Origin of the sequence: Bordetella sp. BOR01, from assembly GCF_019218885.1 — a bacterium.
In the GTDB taxonomy this organism is placed as follows: Bacteria; Pseudomonadota; Gammaproteobacteria; order Burkholderiales; family Burkholderiaceae_B; genus Bordetella_A.
Genome location: NZ_JAHUWT010000002.1, coordinates 1,079,325 through 1,104,481, shown reverse-complemented (window position 1 = coordinate 1,104,481; position 25,157 = coordinate 1,079,325). Strand labels below are relative to the sequence as shown.

The 25,157-nt window shown below is 65.0% G+C and carries 21 protein-coding genes and 1 pseudogene; 18 read left to right on the top strand and 4 right to left on the bottom strand.

What is annotated here, in order from left to right:
• Positions 1 to 10 precede the first annotated feature (10 nt).
• Positions 11 to 1,258 carry an imidazolonepropionase gene (hutI, locus tag KW845_RS12950; protein WP_218369620.1) on the bottom strand — a complete coding sequence of 416 codons (1,248 nt, stop codon included), beginning with the start codon at positions 1,256 to 1,258 and terminating at the stop codon, positions 11 to 13.
• Between the two features lie 102 nt (positions 1,259 to 1,360).
• On the opposite strand from hutI, the gene hutC reads away from it, so the two are divergent.
• From hutC to KW845_RS29725, 7 genes and pseudogenes are all read left to right on the top strand, one after another.
• Complete coding sequence (hutC, locus tag KW845_RS12945; RefSeq protein WP_218369619.1) at positions 1,361 to 2,113, top strand: histidine utilization repressor; 753 nt, start codon at positions 1,361 to 1,363, stop codon at positions 2,111 to 2,113.
• Positions 2,114 to 2,134: 21 nt separating this feature from the next.
• Complete coding sequence (gene hutU / locus KW845_RS12940) at positions 2,135 to 3,817, top strand: urocanate hydratase (RefSeq protein WP_218369618.1); 1,683 nt, start codon at positions 2,135 to 2,137, stop codon at positions 3,815 to 3,817.
• A 40-nt stretch (positions 3,818 to 3,857) separates the two neighbouring features.
• A complete protein-coding gene (hutH, locus tag KW845_RS12935) occupies positions 3,858 to 5,633 on the top strand; it encodes a histidine ammonia-lyase (RefSeq protein ID WP_255592588.1) in 1,776 nt (591 codons plus the stop codon).
• Between the two features lie 40 nt (positions 5,634 to 5,673).
• The gene (locus KW845_RS12930; protein WP_218369617.1) at positions 5,674 to 6,660 is read left to right on the top strand and encodes a tripartite tricarboxylate transporter substrate binding protein; all 987 of its coding nucleotides are present in this window, start codon (positions 5,674 to 5,676) and stop codon (positions 6,658 to 6,660) included.
• 13 nt (positions 6,661 to 6,673) lie between these two features.
• A complete protein-coding gene (locus tag KW845_RS12925) occupies positions 6,674 to 7,678 on the top strand; it encodes an ornithine cyclodeaminase family protein (RefSeq protein WP_218369616.1) in 1,005 nt (334 codons plus the stop codon).
• 9 nt (positions 7,679 to 7,687) lie between these two features.
• Entirely contained in the window at positions 7,688 to 8,503 is an 816-nt protein-coding gene (locus KW845_RS12920) for a phosphate/phosphite/phosphonate ABC transporter substrate-binding protein (RefSeq protein WP_218369615.1), read from the top strand.
• A 174-nt stretch (positions 8,504 to 8,677) separates the two neighbouring features.
• Positions 8,678 to 8,722, top strand: a pseudogene (locus tag KW845_RS29725) (antitoxin MazE-like protein); the annotation flags it as partial.
• Between the two features lie 163 nt (positions 8,723 to 8,885).
• Here KW845_RS29725 and KW845_RS12910 read toward each other — a convergent pair.
• Positions 8,886 to 9,785, bottom strand: a complete 900-nt coding sequence (locus KW845_RS12910; RefSeq protein ID WP_218369614.1) for a LysR family transcriptional regulator — start codon at positions 9,783 to 9,785, stop codon at positions 8,886 to 8,888.
• A 121-nt stretch (positions 9,786 to 9,906) separates the two neighbouring features.
• Between KW845_RS12910 and KW845_RS12905 the strand changes: the two genes are divergently transcribed.
• Genes KW845_RS12905 through KW845_RS12895 form a run of 3 tightly spaced genes read left to right on the top strand, consistent with a single transcriptional unit; the run spans position 9,907 to position 13,011 of the window.
• The gene (locus KW845_RS12905; protein WP_218369613.1) at positions 9,907 to 10,683 is read left to right on the top strand and encodes an enoyl-CoA hydratase/isomerase family protein; all 777 of its coding nucleotides are present in this window, start codon (positions 9,907 to 9,909) and stop codon (positions 10,681 to 10,683) included.
• Positions 10,684 to 10,730: 47 nt separating this feature from the next.
• Positions 10,731 to 11,696, top strand: a complete 966-nt coding sequence (locus KW845_RS12900) for a tripartite tricarboxylate transporter substrate binding protein (RefSeq protein ID WP_218369612.1) — start codon at positions 10,731 to 10,733, stop codon at positions 11,694 to 11,696.
• Complete coding sequence (locus KW845_RS12895) at positions 11,680 to 13,011, top strand: CaiB/BaiF CoA-transferase family protein (protein WP_218369611.1); 1,332 nt, start codon at positions 11,680 to 11,682, stop codon at positions 13,009 to 13,011. The genes KW845_RS12900 and KW845_RS12895 overlap by 17 nt, the downstream gene beginning before the upstream one ends.
• Positions 13,012 to 13,043: 32 nt before the next feature.
• Here the strand turns inward: KW845_RS12895 and KW845_RS12890 are convergent, their stop codons facing one another.
• Positions 13,044 to 13,970 (bottom strand): LysR family transcriptional regulator, encoded by a 927-nt coding sequence (locus KW845_RS12890; protein ID WP_218369610.1) that lies wholly within the window; start codon positions 13,968 to 13,970, stop codon positions 13,044 to 13,046.
• A 141-nt stretch (positions 13,971 to 14,111) separates the two neighbouring features.
• Here KW845_RS12890 and KW845_RS12885 point away from each other — a divergent pair, with 141 nt between their 5' ends.
• The 5 genes from KW845_RS12885 (at position 14,112) to KW845_RS12865 (ending at position 19,438) form a co-directional block, all read left to right on the top strand.
• Complete coding sequence (locus tag KW845_RS12885) at positions 14,112 to 14,528, top strand: RidA family protein (RefSeq protein WP_218369609.1); 417 nt, start codon at positions 14,112 to 14,114, stop codon at positions 14,526 to 14,528.
• 96 nt (positions 14,529 to 14,624) lie between these two features.
• A complete protein-coding gene (locus KW845_RS12880; protein ID WP_218369608.1) occupies positions 14,625 to 15,773 on the top strand; it encodes a polysaccharide pyruvyl transferase family protein in 1,149 nt (382 codons plus the stop codon).
• 1 nt (position 15,774) lies between these two features.
• Positions 15,775 to 17,190 carry an FAD-dependent oxidoreductase gene (locus tag KW845_RS12875; RefSeq protein ID WP_218369607.1) on the top strand — a complete coding sequence of 472 codons (1,416 nt, stop codon included), beginning with the start codon at positions 15,775 to 15,777 and terminating at the stop codon, positions 17,188 to 17,190.
• A 167-nt stretch (positions 17,191 to 17,357) separates the two neighbouring features.
• Positions 17,358 to 18,332: a tripartite tricarboxylate transporter substrate binding protein gene (locus KW845_RS12870; RefSeq protein ID WP_218369606.1), complete on the top strand. Its 975-nt coding sequence runs from the start codon at positions 17,358 to 17,360 to the stop codon at positions 18,330 to 18,332.
• Between the two features lie 32 nt (positions 18,333 to 18,364).
• Positions 18,365 to 19,438, top strand: a complete 1,074-nt coding sequence (locus tag KW845_RS12865) for a tripartite tricarboxylate transporter substrate binding protein (RefSeq protein ID WP_218369605.1) — start codon at positions 18,365 to 18,367, stop codon at positions 19,436 to 19,438.
• Positions 19,439 to 19,461: 23 nt separating this feature from the next.
• On the opposite strand, the gene KW845_RS12860 is transcribed toward KW845_RS12865, so the two are convergent.
• Complete coding sequence (locus KW845_RS12860) at positions 19,462 to 20,364, bottom strand: LysR family transcriptional regulator (protein WP_218369604.1); 903 nt, start codon at positions 20,362 to 20,364, stop codon at positions 19,462 to 19,464.
• A 166-nt stretch (positions 20,365 to 20,530) separates the two neighbouring features.
• Between KW845_RS12860 and KW845_RS12855 the strand changes: the two genes are divergently transcribed.
• The 3 genes from KW845_RS12855 to KW845_RS12845 all read left to right on the top strand — a co-directional run bounded on the left by KW845_RS12855 (position 20,531) and on the right by KW845_RS12845 (position 25,061).
• Complete coding sequence (locus KW845_RS12855; RefSeq protein WP_218369603.1) at positions 20,531 to 21,727, top strand: aromatic ring-hydroxylating dioxygenase subunit alpha; 1,197 nt, start codon at positions 20,531 to 20,533, stop codon at positions 21,725 to 21,727.
• Between the two features lie 2 nt (positions 21,728 to 21,729).
• Positions 21,730 to 22,122, top strand: coding sequence for a hypothetical protein (locus tag KW845_RS12850; protein WP_218369602.1), 393 nt, complete (start codon positions 21,730 to 21,732; stop codon positions 22,120 to 22,122).
• A 485-nt stretch (positions 22,123 to 22,607) separates the two neighbouring features.
• Positions 22,608 to 25,061 (top strand): carbohydrate-binding family V/XII, encoded by a 2,454-nt coding sequence (locus KW845_RS12845; RefSeq protein WP_218369601.1) that lies wholly within the window; start codon positions 22,608 to 22,610, stop codon positions 25,059 to 25,061.
• Positions 25,062 to 25,157: the final 96 nt, after the last annotated feature.

The window sequence follows — 25,157 nt, the reverse complement described above, 5'->3', positions numbered from 1 at the left end:
AGCGGCGGGCTCAGGCCGGGCGCGCCATCCCTGCGCACAGCACGCGGGTCGGCACGTGGGTGCCGTAGCTGTAGCAAAGCTCGGCCAAATCGGGAACCTGCCAGAACACCAGATCGGCGCGCTTTCCCACCGCCAGGCTGCCGACCTCATCGGCCATGCCCAGGGCTTGCGCCGCCGCATGCGTCACGCCGTTCAGGGCCTCGGCGGGCGTCAGCCGGAACAGCGTGCAAGCCATGTTCAGCATCAGCAGCAATGAAGCAAACGGCGAGGTGCCTGGATTGCAGTCAGTTGCCACCGCCATCGGCACGCCATGCTTGCGCAGCAAGCCTATCGGCGGCGTATGGGTATCGCGCAGGAAGTAATAGGCGCCCGGCAGCAGCACCGCCACCGTGCCGGCCGCGGCCAGCGCCCGTGCGCCCGCTTCATCCAGGTGTTCCAGGTGGTCTGACGACAGGCCACCGTGGCGCGCCACCAGTTCGCTGCCGCCCAGGTTGCTGAGTTGTTCGGCGTGCAGCTTTACCGGCAGGCCGAGCGCGCCAGCCGCCTTGAAGATCCGTTCTACCTGGGCGGCATCAAAGCCGATGGTCTCGCAAAACGCGTCGACCGCATCGACCAGCCCCGCCTGGGCCGCCGCGGGCAGTATGTCGTTGCAGATAGCATCGATATAGGCATCGGCCCTGCCGGCATATTCGGGCGGCAGGGCGTGCGCGCCCAGGAAGGTGGTGCGCACCGTGACAGCCCCGGTTTCGCCCAGGCGGCGCGCGGCGCGCAGCATGGCCAATTCGGTGCCGCGATCCAGGCCGTAGCCCGACTTGATCTCGATGGTGGTCACCCCTTCGCGCATCAGCGCGCGCAGCCGTGGCCCGGCTTGCTCGACCAGGGCGGCTTCGCCGGCTTCACGGGTGGCACGCACCGTCGAGGCAATGCCCCCGCCCGCGCGGGCAATCTCTTCATAGCTGGCGCCATTCAGGCGCTGCGCGAACTCGCGCGCCCGCGAACCGGCATAGACCAGATGGGTATGGCAGTCGATCAGCCCCGGCATCACCCACTGGCCATGGACATCGATGACTGCCGCCTGCCGCCCCGGGGCCGGCACGTCGGCCGCGCGGCCGATCCAGGCGATGCGCCCCTGGTCGATCGCCAGCGCATCGGCGTCATCGGCCACCCCGTAGTCGCCGCCGCGCGCGGGCGCGAAGGTGGCCAACCGGGCGTTGATGATCAAGGTATCCCAGCCGCCCTGCGTTCCCGGATGCGTCATCGATCGGCTCCTTTCCGAATAAGCATAGGACGAAAGTTTACTTGACTATACTTGTATATCCAAGTTAAATCGACCCATCCGCAGCGCTTTGGAAGCACCGCCATGAATGCCGCAGCCAACGACCAGACCCTGGCCCCCTATGCCCGCATCAAGCGGCACATCATCGCGAACATCGAATCGGGCCGGTGGGCGGTCAATGAACAGGTGCCGTCCGAGAACCAGCTTGCCGCCCAGTTCGATGTGTCGCGCATGACGGCGCGGCGCGCCATTCTTGAACTCACCCAAGACGGCATGTTGGTGCGCAGCCAGGGCGTGGGCACCTTCGTGGCCGAACGCCGGCCCATGCTGCCCGTGCTGGAAGTGCGCAATATCGCCGACGAAATCTCCGAACGGGGCCACCGCTATAGCAACCGCATCATCCTGCTCGAACGGGAAACCGCCGCCGAGGGCATCGCCATCGCGCTGGGCATTGCGCCCGGCAATCCCGTCTTCCATTCCATCCTGCTGCACCTGGACAACGAGGCCGCCGTGCAGCTGGAAGACCGCTACGTCAACCCGCAGGCCGCGCCGGGCTATCTCGACCAGGACTTCAGCCGCGAGACCCCCAATGCCTACCTCAGCCGCGTGGCCCCCCTGTCGGCCGTAGAGCACACCATCGAGGCCATCCTGCCCAGCCCCGAGGTCGGCGCCTGGCTGGGCCTGGACGGTCCGCAGGCCTGCCTGCAGGTATTGCGGCGCACCTGGACATCCCCTCATATCGCCACCTTCGCCCGCCTGATCCATCCGGGCGAATCCTATCGGCTGAGCGGTTACGCCACCGTGCCCGTCCAGCCCGGCCAGACGGCCCGCAACTAAGAACCCTCACGGAGACAAACCATGAGCGACCTCACGCCCACCCGCCACGACTCCACCCGCACCATTCGCGCGCCGCGTGGCAATACCCTGAGCTGCAAGAATTGGCTGATCGAAGCCGCCTACCGCATGATCCAGAACAACCTGGACCCCGAGGTGGCCGAACACCCCCACGAATTGGTGGTGTACGGGGGAATCGGCCGCGCCGCGCGCAATTGGCCGGCCTACGACAAGATCCTTGAAGTGCTGCGCCGCCTCGAGGCCGACGAAACCCTGCTGATCCAGTCCGGCAAGCCGGTGGGCGTGTTCAAGACGCACACCGACGCCCCCCGCGTGCTGCTGGCCAACTCGAACCTGGTCCCGCACTGGGCCACCTGGGAACACTTTCACGAACTCGACCGCAAGGGCCTCATGATGTACGGCCAGATGACGGCCGGCAGCTGGATCTACATCGGTTCACAGGGCATTGTGCAAGGTACGTACGAGACCTTCTATGCAGTGGCCAACCAGCATTTCGGCGGCGATCCCAAGGGGCGCTGGATCCTTACCGCGGGCCTGGGCGGCATGGGTGGCGCACAACCGCTTGCCGCCACCATGGCCGGCTTCAGCATGATCGCCGTGGAATGCGACGAGTCGCGCATCGACTTCCGGCTGCGCACCCGCTACATCGACGTCAAGGCCACCTCGCTGGACGAGGCGCTGGCCATCATCGACAAGGCCCGGGCGGAACAGCGCGCCGTTTCGGTAGGCCTGCTGGGCAACGCCGCCGACGTGGTATCAGAGATGGTACGCCGCAACATCACGCCCGACTGCCTTACCGACCAGACCTCGGCGCACGACCCCCTGAATGGCTATCTGCCGCAAGGCTGGACCGTGCAAGCCTGGCGCGACAAGCGCCAGAGCGACCCCCAGGCCGTGGTGGCCGCCGCGCGGCAGTCCATGGCCGCCCATGTGCGCGCCATGCTCGAACTGAAGCAACGCGGCGCGGCCACGCTGGACTACGGCAACAATATCCGGCAGGTCGCGCTGGAAGAAGGCGTGGACAACGCCTTCGACTTTCCCGGCTTCGTGCCCGCCTATATCCGGCCGCTATTCTGCGAAGGTATCGGGCCGTTCCGCTGGGCGGCCCTGTCGGGCGACCCCGAAGATATCTACAAGACCGACGCCAAGGTCAAGGAATTGATCCCCGATGACAAGCACTTGCACAACTGGCTCGACATGGCGCGCGAGCGCATCGCCTTCCAGGGGCTGCCGGCGCGCATTTGCTGGGTGGGCGTGCGCGACCGCGCACGGCTGGCACTGGCCTTCAACGAAATGGTGCGCACCGGCGAACTGAGCGCACCCGTCGTCATCGGCCGCGACCATCTCGACTCGGGCTCGGTGGCCAGCCCCAACCGTGAAACCGAATCCATGCGCGACGGCTCGGATGCCGTGTCCGACTGGCCGCTGCTCAATGCGCTGCTCAACACCGCCGGCGGCGCTACCTGGGTATCGCTGCATCACGGCGGCGGCGTGGGCATGGGCTTCTCGCAGCACGCAGGGGTGGTGATCGTCTGCGACGGCACGCCCGAAGCCGACCGGCGCCTGGCGCGGGTGCTGCACAACGATCCGGCCAGCGGCGTGATGCGCCACGCCGATGCCGGCTACGAGACTGCCATCGACTGCGCCCGATCCGTCGGCCTGGACTTGCCCATGCTCAAGCCCTAGTTTCGCGCTCGCTTCGTTCTTCCACGCCCAAGGAGTCGTGATGCGTCACTCCGTGCGGTCCGCAGACCGCGCTTTACCGGCCCTGCCCCTGGCATTGCGCCGCAAGGCCTGCATCGCCCTGGCCTGCATGGCCGGCGCGTTGCTGTCACCCGTTATCCATGCGGCCGACACCTCTGTGGCAGCCCGGCCCGCCGCCGCGACCGACCGCGCACCGGCGCGGCAGGCGCCACTGGCGCTGGACGGCAAGTCGCTCACGGCGGCGCAAGTAGTCCAGGTCGCACGGCATGGCCGGCCGGTGGCGCCCACCGATGCCGCCTGGCAGCGCGTGGCCCGTTCGCACGAACTGTTGCTGGAATACGCGCGCCTGGGCCAGCCAGTCTATGGGCTGAATCGCGGCGTGGGGCAAAACAAAGACCAGACAATATTCTCCGGCGATACGATCTCGGACGAAGCGCGCACGCTGTCCCAGGCATTCAATCATCGCATGCTGCTTTCGCATACCGTCGCCTTTGGCGAGCCGGCCGCCGCCGACGCAGTGCGCGCCGCGATGGTGGTGCGCCTGAACACGGCATTGTTCGGCGGTACCGGCATGAGCCCTGCCCTGGTACGCCAGTACGCGGCGTTCCTGAACAAGGGCTTGACGCCCGTGGTGCTGGGCCAGGGCTCGGTGGGCGAGGCCGACATCGGCATCCTGCCGCAGATCGGCCTGGCCATGATGGGCGAAGGACAGGTCGAGGTCGGCGGCAAGCTCATGCCGGCGGCGCTCGCCATGCGCGGTGCCGGCATCGAACCCGTCCAGCCATACGCCAAGGACTCGCTATCCCTGCTAAGTTCCAATGCCTACGGCGCCGCGCTGGCCATCCTGGCCGCGCACGACGCCGAACAGCTGCTGGACCGCGCCGACGGCATCGCCGCCCTGGCGCTCGAGGGCCTGAACGGCAATATCGCGCCGCTGCTGCCGGCTGTGCAGGCGCAACGCCCCTATGCCGGGCAACAGCAGACCGCGCGCCGCATCCTCGACATGCTGGAAGGCAGCGCGTTGTGGCAGGTCGACGACAAGCGCCCGCTGCAGGATCCCTTGAGCTTCCGCACCGTCAGCCAGGTGCACGGCGCGGCCCGCGAGGCGCTGCAGGCGCTGGATACCCAGTTGCTCATCCAGATCAATAGCTCGGACGACAACCCCACCGTGGTGCTGGACGCGGCGCCGCCTGCCGGCGCCACCCCGCAAGAGGCCCGCTATTTCGTCACCCGGGGCGAGGTACGCGGCGCCATCGTACCCAGCGCCGGTTTCGACCCCACGGTGTGGGTCGTGCCGCTGCAATCCGTGGGCGTGGCGCTGTCGCATGTCGCGCAATCATCGGCGCAGCGCGTGCTGCGCCTGGGCGACCCCACCTTCACGCACTTGTCGCGCTTTTTGTCCCCCGACGACAAGACCCTGGCATACACCACCATCCAGAAACCCGTATCGGTCCTGGCCACCGAAATCCGCGCCCTGTCGCACCCCGTGTCGTCGGATGCGCTGGTGGTGGCCGGGCACATCGAAGACGTGGCCACCAACGCGCCGCTGGCGGCGCAGCGCGTGTGGCAGCAAGTGCAGCGGCTGCGCACGCTGCTGGGCATCGAATTGATTCATGCGGCGCAGGCTGTAGACCTGCGCACCCGCGCCGACCCGCAACGCCCCATCGGCAAGGGCACCGGCGCCCTGCTCGATGCCTTTCGCGCGCAGGTGGCGTTTTTATCGGAAGACCGGCGATTGGCCGACGACATCGCGCGCGCCGACCGCTTTCTTGAACAGCCCCGCGACGCCGCACAGTGAGCGCCGGGCCGACACAGCGAGACCTGCATAGGGGAAAATCATGAACTCGTCTCTCGCCATCCGCATGACCGGCGCCGTTCTGGCCGGCGCCTTGTCCGCCTCGCCGGCATTCGCCGCCGAGGCAAAGTACCCCAGTCAACCCGTCACCATCATCGTGCCGTTCGGCGCGGGCGGCATCGCCGATGCCTTGCCTCGCATCGTCGGGCAGCAGCTCGGCAGCAAATGGGGCGTGCCCGTCATCGTCGAGAACAAGGTCGGCGCTTCCGGCAACATCGGCATGGACTACGTGGCCCGCGCCAAGCCCGACGGCTATACGCTGGCGCTGGCACCCGCCGGCAACCTGACCGTCAATCCGCTGCTCTACACCAAGCTGCCCTTCGACACGGCCAAGGACTTCGCCCCCGTGACGATGCTGGCCACCTCGCCCAACGTGCTGGTGGTCAACGACCGCGTGCCGGCCAAGACCTTCAAGGAACTGGTGGACTACGCCCGCCAGCATCCCGACAAGCTCAACTACTCGTCGCCCGGGCCAGGCAGCGGCGCCCACCTGGCTGGCGAACTGCTCAACCAGTCGGCCGGCGTCGTGATCCGGCACATCCCGTACAACGCCATGGCCGCCGCGGTCAACGATGTGGTGGCGGGCAACGTCGACATGATGTTCGCAGGCGTGTCCACCGTGCTGCCGCAGATCCAGGCCGGCAAGCTGCGGGCGCTGGCGGTGGCCGGCCCCGAACGCCTGCCGCAGCTCAAAGACGTGCCCACCGTCGCCGAAAGCGGCTACCCCGGCTTCGACGTGACCTCGTGGTACGGCATCGTGGCCCCGGCCCAGGTTCCGCCCGCCATACTCGACAAGCTGCAGACCGACATCGCCGAGGCCGTGCAGCAAGCGTCCGTGCGCCAGAAGTTCATCGGCCTGGGCGTGGAGCCCGCCGGCTCGAGCCGGGCGGACTTCGCCCGCACGATCCAGGACGAGACCCGCAAATGGGCCGCCATCGTCAAGAAGGCCGGCATCCAGCCCATCCAGTAACCCAGGAGACACCATGCAGTCCATCGACATCACCTACCTGAACGGCCCCGACGTGCGCGCGCTGTCGCTGACCGACGCCGAGATCCTGGCCGCCGTGGAAAGCGCCCTGGACGCCCAGGGGCGCGGGCAGACCGTCATCGAGCCGCGCGTGCACCTGGTGCCGGAATCCTCGGCCAAGGGGCATTTCAATGTGCTGCGTGGCTATATCGCGCCGCTGCACATTGCTGGCGTAAAAGTCGTCAGCGACTTCGTGGACAACTACAAGGTCGACTTGCCGTCGGAAATGGCGCTGCTCAACCTGTTCGATCCCGTCAACGGCAAGCCGCTGGCCGTAATCGACGCCACCGCCATCACCGACATGCGCACTGGCGCGGTCACGGCCCTGGGCGCCAAGCACCTGGCCCGCAAGAACAGCAAGGTGCTGGGCCACATCGGCTCGCGCGGCACCTCGTACTGGAACGTGCGGCTACTGGACAGCCTTTTCGACTTCGACGAAATCCGCGTGCACTCCCGCCGCCCCGAAAGCCAGAAGGCCTTCGGCGTACGCCTTTCCCAAGACCTGGGCAAGCCGGTAAAGGTGGTGGACGACTGGGAATCGTGCGTGCGCGGCGCCGACATTGTGGTCGAGGCCTCGCGCCTGCCCGAACCCACCCCGCTGCTCAAGACAGAATGGATCAAGCCCGGCGCGCTGGTCATGCCCTACGGCACCATGAGCGCCGTCGAACTGAGCCTGACCGACATCATGAGCAAGGTCGTGGTCGATGACTGGGGCCAATGTCGCAAAGGCCTGCCGTATGGTTCGCTGCGCGCCCACGTCGACAGCGACCGCATCACCCAGGAAAACCTGCATGCCGAAATCGGCCAGATCGTGGCGGGCGTGAAACCTGGCCGCGAACGCGACGACGAGACCATTCTTTTCTGGCATCGCGGCCTGTCCACCACCGATATCGCGCTGGGTCACGCCATGCTCGAGAAGGCCGGCAAGATGGGCCTGGGACAAACGCTGAAATTCGCCTAGGCACGCATCATGGACCTGATCGCCTCGACCCGCATGTATGACGTGGCCCCCGCCGCGCGGGACGCCTGGCATGCCCTGCTGCGCGCCGCCCACGCGCGCGCCGGCCTGGATGTGCGGTTCGTCGAGCACGCCTGGCCCACGCCCATCGGCGAGCTCTGGGCCCGGCCCGGGCTATGCGGCGCATTCATGTGTGGCTGGCCTTACGCCGTGGCCCTGCAGGCGGGGCGCGCCTATGCCGCCCTGGCCTGCGCTGTGCCGGCCTGGCCAGCCTACCAGGGCCAGCCCCGCTATCGCAGCGAATTCCTGGTGCGCGACGACAGCCCCTGGGACACGCTCGCCGACACCGCCGGCAGCCGTTACGGCTGGATGGTGCGCGACTCGCAATCCGGCTGGAACGCGCCGCGCGCGGCGTTGGCCAAGATGGCGGGCGGCGGCGCGTGGTTCGGCGACTCCAAGGGGCCCCACGGCAATCCGCGCGGCCTGCTGCGCGCCCTGGCCGGCGGCGAGATCGACCTGACCGCCGTGGACGGCTGGTACCTGGACTTGATGCGCGTCCATGACCCCGATGCGCTGGCCGGCCTGCGCACCCTGGCCTATACGCCCTGGACCCCGAATCCCCTGCTGGTGGCAGGCCCCGACGTCGACAGCGCCACCGCGGCGCGCCTGGCGCAAGTACTGCTTGGCCTGCACGACGATCCGGAAGGCGCGCTGCTGCTGCGCGCGGCGCATGTCGCACGGTTCGTGCGGCCCGAGCCGGATCGCTACGCGCAGTTGATCGAAGCAGCGCACGAGGCCGACGCGAGCGGGTATCCCGAGATTCGTTGATGGTCGCCGGCGGCGCGAAGAACAGCCCTTGCGCCCGCAGCAGGCGATCGCGCCCTCCGCGCCGGCGTGTTGCATGTACCGGGCTCAAGGGGTACGTTGCTACAGGCAAAGGCAGCCATCGTATCCACCAGCAATGTGGACGTCCGCGTAGACAAGCACCGTACAGCTCTGCGCATGGCAGGGTTGCGGCCTGTCCAGATCTGGGTGCCCGATACTCGGCAGCCGAATTTCGCCGAAGTATGCCGTCGGCAATCCATCCTGGCCGCTGCGGGCGAAGCCGGAAATGTGCTCGCTGAACATGGGTTCGATGAACTTCTCCATACACCCCGCGGCAAGGCGCATCCCGAACGCGACGCGGTGGCTTTCTGATGCTTGGGGCCCCTTAAACCGCGATCTCCTGCCCGACCACGCGTCGCCAGGCTCCCAGGATGGCGCTTTCGGCTTCCGCCTTCAGCCAGGCGCCATGGACGACGGATTCCACCGTACTTTCCTCGATCACCGCAAAATGTACGTCGGGCAGCTTGGCGTTAGCCAGCGCCCGCGGCACCAGGGTGATGCCCATGCCCTTGGATACACAGGCCACCACCGTCAGCCAGTGCCGGACTTGATGCTGGATATCCGGATGGAAACCGGCAGCCAGGCAACGGGCGACCACCTGATCGTAATAGGACGGGGAAAAGGCTCGCGAAAACAGCACAAAAGGCTCGCTGCTGAAATCACTCAATTTCAACACCCGTTCGCCACTGGCCGGATGCGTTTTAGGCAGACATAGCAGAAACGGCTCGTGCAGCAGCTCGCAGGCGGCGATTTCTGCCGGCAGGGTCATGCTGTGGACAAAGCCGTAGTGGATCTGGCGTCCGAGCAATGCCGGGATCTGGTCAGATGTACTCAGTTCCAATAATTGCAAGGCCACTGAGGGGAACTCGGCCCGAAACCGATCGACCGCCCGGTCCAGTCCTCGATACAGCATGGATGCAAAGAAACCGACGCTGAGCACGCCGTCCAGTCCGCCATGGACCCTGGCCGCGATGTCGGCCGCCTGGCGCACCTGGGACAAGGCCTTGCAGGCTTCCCTGTAAAACGTCGTGCCCGCCGCGGTCAGCCTGACCTCGTGCGAAGACCGCTCCACCAGCGCAAAGCCCAGCTGCTCTTCCAACTGGCGTATCGATACGCTGAATGGGGGCTGCGATATATTGCAACGCTTGGCCGCGCGGCCGAAATGCAATTCTTCGGCAAGCGCCACGAAGTACCTGAAATGTCGGAGTTCTATACCTGTGGTCATTCGCGGGGCGTATCGCTCGTTCCGGGAAAGATATTGGACGCAAAGACTGGCTAGCGCACATTATGTCCCGATTCACGCCAGGGTGGCCCCAAAGGCCACCAGGCGGCCACAGGAGACGACAGTGGGCGAGTTCGTGCAGTACGAGGTCATAGAGGGCGTGGCGGAGATCACCATGAGCCGCGGCCCGGTCAACGCCATCGACATGCAGTTGGCGCGCGAAGTAGTCGACGCCTACCATCGAGCCCGGCACGACACCTCTGCCGGAGCGGTCATCCTGAAAAGCGCCCTGCCAACCGTGTTCTCTGCAGGGGTGGACCTGAAAATCGCGCTGGAGTTCGACGGCCAGGCCCTGCGCCGGCTGATTGAAGTTTTCTACTATGAGATGCATGAGGCGCTCTACCGCATGGGCAAGCCCGTCATCGCAGCGGTGAATGGACATGCGCGCGCCGCTGGCGTCACCTGGGCCGTATCCTGCGATATGGTGATCGCGGCAGAAGAGGCCAGGATGGGATATCCCGAGATAGACGTCGGGCTGCTGCCCGCCATGCATCTGGTGCACCTGCCGCGCCAGGCGGGACGCCATCGGGCAGCCCACCTGCTGTTCACCGGCGATATCGTCAGCGCCGAGGAAATGATGCGCCTGGGTGTAGTCAATGAAGTGGTGCCGCGCGACCAGGTGCTCGAGCGCGCCCGTACATTGGCGCGGCGCCTGGCGCGCAAGTCGCCGCTGGCCATGCGCCTGCTTCGAGACGCGTTCATGCGGGCCAACGACCTGGACTACCGGCGTTCAATGGAAAGCGTCGTCGAGACCATGTGCTTGTTGAAGGAATCGGAAGATTCGCGCGAGGCGTTGCTTGCATTCGTGGAAAAGCGCGACCCGGTATTCCGGGGCGTCTAGTTCCTCGCAGGCAGGCCGCACTTTAAAAGATAAAAAAGGAGACATTCATGGCTGGTAAATTCATGCCGCATATCGCGGCATTGCTCATGGCCACTTGCGCTGGACCCACTCTGGCAAGCGATACCTATCCCAGCAAGCCGGTGAAAATCGTAGTGCCGTTCACCGCGGGAACGGCGACCGATACGGTGACGCGCATTATTGCCGGCGCCCTCGCGAAGTCGCTGGGCCAACCCGTCATCGTGGAAAACCGCGCGGGCGCCGACGGCGCGATCGGCGCGGCCGAAGTGGCACGTGCCATCCCCGATGGCTACACCCTGCTGATGTCCACCAACGGTTTCTGCGCCGTGCCCTCGATGCGCAAGAATCCTCCTTATCATCCCATCAAGGATTTTTCGCGCATTTCCATGGTGGGGCGCTATTCATTCTTCTTGTATGTGAATTCGTCGGTACCCGTGCGTTCGCTGCAAGAACTGCTGGATTACGGCCGCGCCCATCCTGGCAAGCTGAACTATGCCACGGGCAACCCGACCGGTATCGTCGCCACCGGGCAGATGCTCTCGTTATCCAAGGTCAATATGCTGCAGGTGCCATACAAGGGCGAACCCGCCGGGGTCACCGACCTGGTTGCCAACCGCGTTCAGCTCATGTTCGCCACGCCCACCACGGCCGGCCAGTATGTTGCCCAGGGCAAGCTACGCATGCTGGCCACCACGCTGCCTATCCGCAGCCCGGCCTTCCCCGATATTCCCACCATGGAACAGGCTGGTGTTCCAAAATTCTCGGTGTCTTCCTGGGCCGCGCTGCAGGGGCCTGCCAACATGCCGGCAGACCGGATCGAACGGCTGTCTCGCGCGGTTGCACAGGTACTTGGGGAAACAGAGGTAGCGCAGCAATTGGCGCGCCAGAACTTCTTGCCCGCAAGCTCCACTCCGCCGGAACTGGAAGCCTTCATCAAAGACCAACTCGCCATCTATGCGCAAACCTTGAAAGAAGCGAATGTCCAGCCTGAATGACGCATTCCCCGCGGCCACCGGCCAGCGCGAGGCGGGTGCGCTCGCCGGCATCGTCGTGCTCGACTTGACGCGGATACTGGCAGGGCCATGGTGTACGCAGATGCTGGCCGATTTTGGCGCGGAAGTGATCAAGATCGAGCGCCCCGGCATGGGCGACGATACGCGAAGCTGGGGCCCGCCGTGGATGCCGGCCAATGACACCGCTCATGAGGCTGCCATCCATGCCAAAGCCGACGCGGAAGAAGGCGACGGTACCGGCGCACCGCGCAGTTCGACCTACTTCGCGGCTGCCAACCGAAACAAGAAGTCAGTGTCAGTGGATATTTCCCGCGTCGAAGGCCAAGAGATCGTACGCGACCTGGCCATGCGCGCTGACGTGGTGATCGAGAACTTCAAGGTTGGCGACCTGGCCCGCCATGGCCTGGATTACGCATCGCTGTCCGCCGCGCATCCCGGGCTGATCTATTGCTCGATCACCGGCTATGGCCAGACCGGCCCCTACGCAGCGCGTCCCGGATACGACTTCATCTTCCAGGGGGAAGGCGGCCTGATGAGCGTGACCGGCGAACGCGACGACCGGCCGGGTGGCGGGCCGCAGAAGGTAGGCGTAGCCATCGCAGACCTCGTGACCGGAATGTACGCATCAAGCGCGGTACTGGCCGCGCTGCACCGGCGCGAGGCTACTAGAAGAGGTCAGTACATCGATCTTGCGCTGCTCGACTGCATGGCGGCGTTCGGCGCCAATCTGGCTTTCAACCATTTGGTTACGGGAGATGTGCCCACACGCTACGGCAATGCGCATCCGGCCCTGGTTCCCTACGAAGTCCTGAGATCGCGCGACGGCCATGTCATCGTAGCCGCCGGGAACGATGCGCAATGGCAGCGTTTCTGCCAGGCGCTTGAACGCGCAGACCTGGCCACCGATCCCCGCTACACCACGGGTAGCGGACGCATCATCCATCGCGTGGCCTTGATTCCGGAAATCGAACGCACCTTCGCTGCGCACGAGTCGGCGTACTGGCTGGCGCGGCTGACCGACCATGGCATTCCGAACGGCAGCATCAATGACTACCAGGCAGTCTTCGAGCATCCGCAACTGCGGCATCGAGGCATGCGGGTCGAAATGCCCGGTAGTGATGGCCGTCCGGTCCCCGGCGTGGCAAACCCGGTAAGGTTCTCGGAATCCGCCGTGCGTTACCGGCACGGGGCGCCCAATTTAGGGCAACACACACAGGAAGTGCTGCGCGACAAACTGGGCATGGACGAGGCCGGCATCCGGTCCCTGGCGGCCCGGCGCATCCTGGCTACGCGCTGACACGCGCCGGGCCTGGAGCCGTCCAGCTGCAGTCATGCACCACTCGGGTCGGCGGCAGGCGCGTATTGCGCCATCAGCTCGACGACCCAATCGATGAATACGCGCAGCTTGGCACTGACATGCCGGTTGGGTGGAAATGCCACATACATCGGCATCGGATCCAGGCTCCAGCCTTCGAACAGGGGCAGCAGCTCGCCACGCGCCAGGTACTGCCCTGACATGTAGTCCGGCAGCCATAGCACCCCCAGGCCGGCCAGGCCCGCCGCAAGATAGGCATTGCCGTCATCGACCGCCAATACGTAGCGCCCCTGCACGGTGACGCTCTCGCCAGTGCCGTGCATGGCGTACGGAAAGGTCTTGCCGCTGCGTGCCCAGAGAAAACCCACGATGCGGTGGTGCGAGTCTTCCAGTTCGCGCGGATGGGACGGCCAACCGGCGCGCTCCAGGTAGCCCGGCGACGCGTACACCCCAAGCCGCAGGTCGGGCAGGCGTCGTGCCATCAACGATTGGTTGGTGATCTCGCCGCCGCGCACCACGCAGTCCACGTTCTCGTCGAGCAGGTCCACGATACGATCGCTGACGCCCATATCCAGCTGGATGTCAGGGTATCGGGCATGGAATGCCGGCAAAGCCGGTACCAGGATCATGCGCGCCAGCGGGCTGGGCACATCGACGCGCAGCCGCCCCCGGGGCAATGCCGACGCGCTGGACAGGCTGGTCTCGGCATCGTCCATGTCGGCCAGCAGCCGTATCACCCGCTCGTAGTAGGCCGCGCCGTCGGCGGTGACGTTGACCTTGCGCGTGGTGCGATTAAGCAGTCTGACCCGCAGCCGCGCCTCCAGCTGCTGCACCAGTTGCGTCACGCTGGTCTTGCTCATGTGCAGGGTTTCGGCCGCCTTGGTGAAGCTGCCGGTTTCCACCACGCGGGCAAATGCCTGCATTCCATCGAAACGGTCCATCGCGGCTCCAGATTGCTCGTGAATTGTTTGGATTCTACAAACAATGATGAACAAAGTTGCGCGTTTATCTGGACGGCCCGCCCCTCTACAGTGGCGTCATCGTCAATCGGGCCGGTGTCGGCCAACTCAAGGAGATCATTCATGGCAACGCGCAATGTCGTTTTCCCGTCTGGGCGCCAGGCAATCTACGAACGGGATCGTTATTCACCGGCGATCCGGTCCAACGGATTCCTGTTCGTGTCGGGGCAAGTAGGAAGCGACGCAGACGGTTCGCCCGAACCGGGCCTGGAGGCGCAGGTCCGGCTCGCATTCAACAATCTGAACAACGTCCTGGCAGCCGCGGGCAGCACGTTCGACGACGTGGTCGACGTCACCGTATTCATGGTCGATCCCGAATCGAAGTTCGAGACCATCTGGAAGGTCGTCCCTGAGTTCTGGGGCAAGGCGCCGTACCCGGCGTTGACCGCCGTCGGTGTGACGTGGCTGAACGGCTTCCAGTTTGAGATCAAGGTCATCGCGAAGCTGCCAGAGGCGGGCTTGCCACCCGGAAACGGCTGAAGCCGTCCGAGTCTTGCCGCCCCTGGTACGGCGCTTGCTGCTTAAAGGCCTGGCGCCGGGCCGTTCGCACGGCAGCGGCAAGACAAGGTAACAGCCATGAAGAAAAAACATTCCTTCCGTATCGGTATTTCCGGCTCCTACGGGGGGTTGAATCTGGGTGACGAAGCCATCCTGGAGAGCATCGTGATGCAACTGCGGGCGACCACGGCGGCCGAAATCACGGTGTTCTCCCGCAACGCCAAGGACACCGAGAAACGGCACCGGGTCGATCGCACCATCCCCGTGCGCGAACTCACCCGCGACGAGATCAGGGAAGAAGTGGCCCGCCTGGATGTGTTCATTCTGGGCGGCGGCGGCCTGCTCTACGACGGGGAGATCGACGTCTACCTACGCGAGGTGCAGATGGCCAACGAGCTGGGCGTGCCGGTCGTGGTCTACGCGGTCAGCGCCGGTCCCCTGGCGCGCTCGTCCAACCGCGAGTTGGTGCGCGAGGTCCTGACGCCGGCGGCATTGGTCACGGTACGCGACCGCCAGGGCTTGCGTCTGCTGGAAGACGTGGGCCTGCCCCAAGAGATACACATCACGGCAGATCCTGCCTTGCTGATGAAGGCACAAAGCCTGCCCAAAACCGCGCTGACGCGCGAAGGACTGGATTTGTCCCGGCGCCGGATCGGATTCTCGGTGCGCGAACCGGGGCCCGCCGCCCCCGGCATCGACGTGGACCACTACCACGACCTGCTTGCCAACGCAGCCGATTTCATAGTGCAACGGCTCGATGCCGACGTGGTGTTCATCCCGCTGGAGCGCGGCAACCGGGATCTGCAGCATAGCCATGCCGTGGTGGCGCGCATGCGCACCCCGCAGCGCGCCACTGTGCTCAAGGGCGAATACAGCGCCGGCCAGTTGATGACCATCATCGGAGGATTTGAATTCTGCGTCGGCATGCGCCTGCACTTTCTTATCTTCTCGGCGTTGCAAGAGGTGCCGTTCGTGGCCTTGCCGTACGCGTCCAAGGTAACCGGCCTGCTGCAGGATCTGGACATGGACACCCCGCCCCTGCATGACGTCAGCCCAGGACAACTGCTGGCTTCCATCGACCATTCATGGGATTTCCGCGCCAACATCCAGAAACGCATCCGGCGGCGCCTGCCCGCGCTGCAGGAACGTGCGCGCGAGACCAACCGGCTGCTCGTCGGCCTGCTCGACCGCCTGGCACCCAAAGCGGAAACCGGCGAAGGAAGCTGAGATGCCCGTACTTCAAAGGCCCGCCCGGATCCCGGAACTGATGCTGCCCCCGCGCAAGGCGGGATTGGCGGCCGAGACCGATGTCCTGGTGGTGGGCGGCGGCCCGGCCGGCATCGGCGCCGCGGTGGGGGCCGCGCGCGCCGGCGCGGACGTGATCCTGGTGGAACGGTATGGCTTCCTGGGCGGCAATGCCACGGCGGCGCTGGTCATGCCGCTGATGTCGTTCCACACCCAGCGCCCGACCTTCGAGAAACTGGGCGTGACCAACCTGCTGCCCGATGACCACGGCCCGGGGCATCCGGTCATCGCGGGCGTGCTCAAGGAACTGCTCGAGCGCCTGGTGGGTAGCGGCGGCGCGGTGGCGCCCTCGCTGGACACCGGCTATGTCGTTCCTTTCGATCCCGAAATCTTCAAGTCGGCCGCGCTGGAACTGCTGGACCAGGCCGGTGTGCGCATGCTGTTCCATTCCTTTGCCAGCGGCATATTTGGCGAAGGCGATGTCCAGGGTGTGGTGTTCGAGACCAAGAGCGGCCCCCTGGTCATCAAAGCCAAGGCCGTAGTGGACTGCACCGGCGACGGCGACGTCGCGGCCTTGGCGGGGGCCGGCTACGAAATGGGCCGCGAGGCCGACGGCCTGGTGCAGCCCATGACACTGATGTTTCGCATGGCCGACTTCAATCCCGCGGCTTTCCAGGAGTACGTCAGGCAGAACCCGGGCCAATGGCGTGGCGTGCATGGGCTGTGGGACCTGGTCCGGCAGGCTTCGGCAAACGGAGACCTGAACCTGGCGCGGGAAGACATTCTGTTCTTCGGCACGCCCCACGCCCACGAAGTCAGTGTGAATTCCACCCGCGTGACGCGGGTGCTGGGCACCGATGTCTGGGACTGGACCCTGGCGGAATGGGAAAGCCGGCACCAACTGAACCAGCTGATGCGCTTCCTGCGCAAATACGTGCCCGGCTTCCAGGACAGCTATGCCGTGCAAAGCGGCGTTCACGTCGGCGTGCGGGAAACGCGGCGCATCGTCGGGGAATACCAGCTAACCGCGCAAGACCTGCTTGGCGCGCGCAAATTTCCCGATGCCATAGCGCGGGGCTCATACCCGGTCGACATCCACAACCCTGCCGGCAAAGGCACCATACTCAAGCGTATCCCGGCCGACGATGCCTACGACATTCCGCTGCGGGCACTGATCCCGCAACGCATCGACAAAGTCATCGTGGCCGGACGATGCATATCCGGCACGCACGAGGCCCATTCTTCGTACCGCGTGATGCCGATCGCCATGGCGACCGGCCAGGCTGCAGGTATCTGCGCCGCCGCCGCCGCCCGCCGGAACATCGTGCCGCGCGACGTTGCGGCCCAGGAGGTCCGGGAAGAACTGATGCGCCAGGGTGCCAGCCTGGGCCAGCCATGACGCCCGAAGTACCCGAAATACCCTCCTGCGAAAAAATCGACTTTCACAGTCCTGAATTCCACAGATCATGCGCGATCCTGCATAACGAATATAGATCACCGACCATAGACCGCCCTGCGCCTCGCTCCTAAACTCTTCCACATAATTACCAAACGGGTGGCGAGACAATGCGTAATTCCATCGCTGGCATGGGTTTTCTCGTCGCCTGTATGGCGTGTGGCGCAGCCGGCGCGGCGCCTTATCCCGACCGCCCGATCAAGATGATCGTTGCCTGGTCCGCCGGAGGCGGCACCGACATACCGGCGCGGGTGACGGCGGATCACCTGTCAAGGCAACTCAAGGTTCCGGTAATCGTGGAAAACCGCGATGGCGCCAGCGGCATGATAGGCACCGAGTACGTGGCACGCGCCGCGCCCGACGGCTATACCATTCAGTACACCGTGGCCGACACGCACTCGGTCGCCCCCCATCTGTTTCCCGGCATCCGCTACGACGCCCTGCACGACTTCGTGCCCGTCGCCGTGGTCGGATACGGCCCCACCGTGCTGGCCGTCAATGCCAAGCTGGATCTCGATTCGTTCGACGAATTCATCAACTACGCCAAAGCGCATCCAGGCAAGCTGAGCTTCGCCAGCTGGGGCCTGGGCAGCGGCGGGCACGTCCGCATGGCGGCGATCACGAACGAGACGGGCATCGAACTGCTGCACGTGCCCTTCAAGGGTTCGTCGCCAGCATTGGAAGCCGTGATCGCCGGCCACGTCGACGCCATGATCGTGCCCGCCTCGATGGCCAGGCCACAAGCGGAATCGGGCAAGATCCGCATGCTGGCCATCGATACCCAGGAACGGGCCAGCATCGCCCCGGAAGTCAAGACTTACGCAGAACAAGGCTATGCCTACAACCTGCGCTTCTGGCAAGGTGTGCTGGCGCCGAAGGGTACGCCCCAGGCCATCGTCGACAAGCTGAATCGCGCGCTCGACACCGCACTGTCCACGCCCGAGGCCCAGGCCGACCTGGCCCGCGTGGGCATCATCCGCCTCAGTCCGGGCGACGGCAGCGCCGCCGCCGCCCAGGCGTACATGGAAGAAGAGTACGAGCGCTGGGGCAAGGTCATCAAGGCAGCCAACATCAACGTGCAATAGGGTTGCCGTCCATCACTATCACTGGAGCCGCGATGCCCAACGACGCTATCGCCATGGCCGGCCATCTGCCAGCGTCCCCCTGCTCCGCATCCCCTGCGAACCCACGCCAGGGGATATCGCGGCCCTGGGCCTTCGTCCGGGGCTGGGCGCTTGCCCCATGCCTGATCCTGGGCGCTTATGCGGCACCTGCAGCGGGCGGGGAACAACGCTACCCCAGCCAGCCCATCAAACTCGTCACGCCCGCGGCGCCGGGCGGCGCAACCGACGTCTTTGCCCGCAAGTTCGCCAACAAGCTCGAGGGCGTTCTGGGCGTATCGATACATATCGAGAACAAGGGCGGGGCCGGCGGCACGATAGGCACGGCGGATGTGGTGCGTGCGCCGGCGGACGGCTACACATTGCTGATGGGAACGACGGGCACCAACGTCATCAACCCCTTGACCATGCAGGTGCCTTTCGATCCCCGGAAAGACCTGCGGCCCATCGCCGTCGTCGGGCTGGTGCCGTTCTGCCTGGAAGTCTATCCGGGCCTGGGCGTCCACACCGTGCAGCAGTTCATCGACCTGGTCAAGAAGCATCCGAACGAGTATTCATACGCGACCAACGGCCCCGCGGGCTTCGTGCACTTGACCACGCTCATGTTCGCGAGCCAGGCGGGGCTGCAAATGACCGCCGTGCCCTATAAGGGCGGCACCCTCATGGTTCAGGACTTGATCACCGGCCGCGTGCCGATCTACTTCAATGTACTCAATGGCGCCATCGCCCTGCACAAATCGGGCCAGGCCAGGATTCTCGCGGTCACGGGCGCCCGGCGCTCCAGGGCCATGCCCGACCTCCCCACCGTGGCCGAATCCGGCTTGCCCGGTTTCGAATCCGAAACCGCTTTCATCCTGTCCGCCCCCGCGCAAACGCCCCAGGGCGTGATCGACAAACTGGTTGCCGCGACACGTACCGTCGTGGCGGACACGGCATTCCAGAAAGACCTGGATGACATGGCGGTACAGCCCGTGCTCGATTCCGACCCGGACAAAGCTGCACAATTCATACGCGGCGAATTCGTGAAATGGCAAGCGGTGGTGGCGTCGGTGCAACGGGACGGCAGCTAGTCATCCGGCCGACCTCGCCCGCCTTATCGATTCACGCCCTTGGCCGCCATGGTCAGGGCGGCGCGCAACCATCGATGCTCGGCATCCTTCTGGTAGCGCTCATGCCAATATGCCGCGTAACGTACCGGCGGCAACGATACAGGCGGCGCATAGACCCGTAGCGAACGCTCGTCGGCGTACAGCCGCGCCAGCATGCGCGGCAGTACAGCCACCAGGTCGGTGCCCACCAGCATTTCGGGAATCACCTGAAAGTTCTGGACCAGGAACGTCCAGGACGCCTTGTGCCCCTGTTTTTCCAGGGCCTGGTCGATGACGCGGCGGTTCGTGGTCTGGTTGTAGTTATAAGTGCGTACCATGGGCATGGTCAGAAGCTGGTCCAGCGTCAGCGTATCGCCGTGGCGGCGATCGGCCAGGCATACCAGCCGATCGTGCAGCAGCATCGTGGACCGCAGCGACGTGAAAGGCTCGGTAAGCCACGCAATGCGCAGGTCGAGCGTGCCGTTTTCCAGCATTTCGAATGCACGCTCGGGATCGGGCGCACGAATGACCAGCTTCACATGGGGTGCCTCTTGCCGCAAATAGCGCACCAGCGGCGGCATCAGCAGGCGCTCGGAAAACTCCGAGGCAGAGATCACGAAGGTGCGGCGCGATGTCGCCGGATCGAACTTCTGGGCGGGGCGCATGAGGCGATCGTGCTGCAACACGATATTGCGCACGATCTCGACGACCTCCAGGGCACGGCCGGTTGGCACCATGCCGGCACGCGAGCGGATCAACAAGGGATCCTGGAACCACGTGCGCAGCCTGGCCAGCAGATGGCTGGCGGCCGGCTGCGACAACCCCAGGCGTTCGGCGGCGCGACTGACATTGCGCTCGTCCATCAATACGAGGAAAACGCGAAACAGGCGTATTTCCGATGTCTCCATACCAGCCCCCCTGGGTACATCACCCGGCACGCAGTGTTATTCGCCATGCGGCATCTTCGACATGCTGCATTCGTATATAGCTCCAATTCAATGCCATATCTACACTGGTTTACACGCAGGGCACCGACGCGCTGTATCCCATCATCCATCTTCGCGACCCACCACCATGGCAGAAATCGAAACGAAATTCGCGGGCGACATGAGCCGGCTGCAAACCAGGATCCCGATGTATGAGCGCATGCAGCCGGAGTTCTACCAGCAGGAAGTCGAAAAGGTATTCCGGCGGGCATGGCTGGTGGCAGCCTGTACGACAGACATACCGATACCGGGCAGCTTTGTGCTGACCGAGATCCCGCCGCTCAGGCTGTCCATCTTGATCGTGCACTCCAACGACGGCAAGATACGCGCCTTCCATAATGTCTGCCGGCATCGCGGAGACAAGCTGGTGCACACGCCCAATGGCTGCGCCAAGGCATTTACCTGCGCGTTTCATGCATGGACCTACGCCACCGATGGGCGGCTGCTGAACATCACCGACGCCAGCCAGTTCGACAATGTGGAAAAAAGCCAGTACGGCCTGGTGCCCGTGCACTGCGAAACCTGGGAAGACGTCGTCTTCATCAATCTCGACCGCGAACCGCGCGAAACGCTGCGCGAGTTCCTGGGCGACATGTACGACCAGTACCAGGGCTTTGCCAAGAATCGTGTCAAGATCGCCGACCACCGCCTGGTGCTCAAGACGAACTGGAACCTGGCGACCAACGCATTCAGCGAGGGCTACCACAATCTCTACATACACAAGAACACCGTGCCGGACTACCAGGGGGGGCCGAACAATCCCGACCGCCATCGCGCCTACCTGGAAGTCGGCCGGCATTTCGGCCGCTATTCCACGCACGGCAACCAGAATCACAAGAAAACACCTACCGAAGAAGTGGTCTTCCGCTACTCGAAGCCGATGTTCCCCTGGTTTCCAAAGTTCGACTTCTCTACGCAACCGCCCGGCATCAACCCCTCGCGCTTTGACGAGTGGGGATTCGATATCGTGCATATCTTCCCCAACTGCGTGTTTGCCCCCCAGGCCAACACCCATTCATACATGACCTTCTGGCCGATCGACCATGGCCATACCGAGATCCGCAACTGGCGCTTTGCCTATGAATCTGACAATCCCGTCGATGCAATCGCCCAGGCCTATTCGGTAACCCGTGCGCGCGAAGTAATACGCGAGGATATGAACACCATGGAAACCAATCTGGTCGGCATACTGTCGGGCGCCATTCCGCATACGGTGCTGTCCAAGCAGGAACGGGTGATCCAGAACCATTACCGCGCCATCGATGACATGCTTGCAGAGGATTGAACATGGCCGACCAGACCCCCCCCCGCGAATCGGCGTTGCCGGACGAATTCGCCGACCTCGAACACTTCGTGCCAGACTGGGCATTGCCCTCGGAAGAAAGGCGCTTCCACAGGCTGCACTCCGTACGTCTGGAAGAGCTGCGCGGCTTCTACGATGCCATGCTCCCGCGCCTGCCCGCCATCCTGGACTATCTGGGCCGATGCAAACTCAGTGCGCTGCCCAGGCAGGCCCGCACGCTATTCGATCTGGCGATGACCTACGTCGAGACTTCGCATCCGATCGACCTGGGCTGGAAAGACACCGACTTCCCGGGCGCCTATCGGTGGCAGGCGTTCGAGTTCCGGTCGATCAGCCAACGCAGCCGGGCTGAATCTCATCCCGCCACGCTGCGGTAGCCGTTCGGAATTCTCGGCAGGCGCGCGCCGGCTAGGATGCCATTGGCCGCAGAGCGGTCGGCGCGTGGCGCCGCCACGCCGCCGCGCCGCTGCGATGTCCTGGAAGGCGGAGCGGCTTGGAAGATGTTGTTATCGGACGACGCCCATCATCAGCGCTGGACATTCCCCCGCGAAATAACATTAAATACCACAGCCATCTGGCCCCTATATCGCCCCCCGCACGCGGGGGTTGGATCACACGGCCGGGTTGCAAAGGAGGCGGTGCCCGTCTGACGGCCCCGCTTGCTGTGATGTGTATTTCGGATGCGGGCGTATTACCTTGCCTTCTGGCTCCCTTGGCGTAGCGGAGCCGCGCTGGACCTATTTGCACATCGCCGCGATTGTCTCCTGGAGATTGCCGCGCGAGGCGAGCGCGGCCATGCAACTTCCCTGAGTCGACGGAATTCCCGCGTGCATCCGCACGGCTAACTCATGGAGCGATTAGCATGGCAAATGCGAGGCCTATGGTGCGGGCGACCAAGATCGCGGCAGCATTATTCACGATGGCCCTGGCGGCCGGCGGCGGCGGCGTGCTTGCCGCGACTGCCGCGCCGCAACCGGCCCCGGCACAGCAGGCCGGCGGCAGCGCGGCACAATGGCCGCGCACGCTGGACTTCCACGGCACGCACTACGAGGTCTACCAGCCGCAGGTCGACACCTGGACAGGCAATCGCATCACGGGCCGCATGGCCATCGCGATAGGGCCCGCCAATGGCCAACCCACCTACGGCGTCGCCAATTTCAGCGCGGATGCCGATGTGGACAAAGCCGCCGGCGAAGTCCACCTGACGCAATTGCAGATCGCGCGCGTGCAAATCCCGACCGAACCGGACAAGGCGCAGGCCATACAGGAACAATTCAGCGCACGCCTGCCTGTCGAGATGACCTTGCGCCTGAGCGACCTGCAGCTCAGCTACGCCGCGTCCAGGCATGTGGCGGACTTGCGCGCAGTGCCGGTGAAAAACACGCCCCCGCGCATCTTTGTCCGATCCACACCCGCGGTATTGGTCATGATCGACGGGCAGCCTGTGCTCGGGCCAGTCAAGCAGGTCGAAGGCTGGCAGCGTGTCATCAACAGCCGCGCCCTGATCCTGCGCAGCGCCAATGGCACTTATCACTTGAATGCGGCCGGCTATTGGTACACGTCGCGGTCGCTGTCCGACGGGTGGCGCAGTGAAACGCCCTCGCGGGGCTTGCTGAATGTCGCGGCCGCGGCCGCCCGGCAGGCGCCGGTGGATCCGCTGCTGGCAAAGGGGGCTCCACGCGCCCCGCAGCCGCCCGCCATGCTTGTCTCGAGCGAGCCCGCCGAATTGGTGCTGTTGCAAGGGCCAGCCCAGATGCGGCCGGTGCAGGGCACCAATCTCCTGGCAGTCAACAATGCCGATCACGCCCTGTTCATGCTTCCGGCGGACAACCGCTATTACCTGCTGATTTCCGGGCGCTGGTTCAGCGCCGCGCAGCTGGATGGCACCTGGAAGTATGTTCCTGGCGACAAGCTGAGCCCCGACTTCGCCCGCATCGGCATCCACGACCCGCAAGCCGGTGTACTGGCATCGGTGCCCGGCACCCCGCAGGCCAAAGAGGCGGTTATCGCCTCGACCATCCCGCAGACAGCCACGGTATCGCGCAGCAAGGCGACCCTGCATGTGGACTATATCGGCGGCGCGCCCAAGTTCGACCGCATCGCGGGCACGAGCTTGCGCTATGCGACCAACACCGCGGTACCCGTCATCCAGGCCGACGGCGGCCAGTATTACGCCTTGTCGCGCGCCGTCTGGTTCACGGCGGATTCGGCGCAGGGCCCCTGGCGCGTAGCCGATTCGGTGCCTTCGGCCATCTACGGCATTCCCCCCGAATCGCCGCTGCATTACGTCACTTACGTACAGATCTATGGATCGACGCCGGACTCGGTCGTGGTCGGCTATACGCCGGGCTACATGGGCCTGGTCGAAAGCCCGGACGGCACGGTGGTGTACGGTACGGGCTATGTCTACCCGCCGGTGGTCGTCGATGATGCGTGGATAGGCTACCCGCCCACCTACGGCTATAACGCCGCACTGGACACCGCAGCGGGCTTCGCGTTCGGCTTCGCCATGGCCGACGCATGGGGGCCCGAGCCATATTGGGGCCCGTACGCCGGATTCCCCTACGCGCGGGGCGTCGACGTGAACCAGACCAACGTCTATGGCGCATGGGGCCGCGAAGGCACCGTGACCCGTACGGTAGGCTACAACGACTGGACCGGCAACGAATGGCGCACGGCCCACGCGCAGGGCTACAACCCCACGACGGGCCGCGGGTTCGAAGGCTCGCGCGGCGCCGACTACAACGCCTATTCCGGCAATTATGTCGCCGGGCAGCGCGACGCCTACAGGAATACCGGTACCGGCGTCAGCGGCGCCAGCCGCTCGGGTATCGAAGAAAACGACGATGGCCAATGGAACGCGGGCCGGCAGAGCGTACGCACCAATTCCGAGACCGGTCGCACCACCGTATCCGGCACCACGGCCAGCGGCACCGCCGGCGAGCACGACAGCAGCGTCGATCGTCGCGGCGTCGAGCACGACAGCCAGACCGGCAACAGCGTGGCCTGGAACAACGGCAATATCTACGGCGACCACGATGGCCATGTCTACCAGCACACGGCCGACGGCGGCTGGCAGCAGCACACCGCGTCGGGCTGGCAGCCCATGCAGCGCAGCGACTTCTCGTCCAGCAATGTATCCAGCTACCTGGACGGGCAACGTCAGGCACGCACCTGGAGCGACGATCGCTTTGCCCAGCAACGCAGCGATACGGGCTGGGGCGGAGATCGCTTCGGAGGCGACCGCTTTGGCGGCGGCGGCGGGGGCTGGGCAGGACGCGGCTTCGGTGGCCGGGGCTGGGGCGGCCGCCGCTAGCCGGCCCGGTATTCAGCGTAAACGCGTGGCGCAATAGCGCAGCCGCCCTGCCCTGTACATGCCGCGCAACGGCATGTACAGGGCGCCGAGACCACA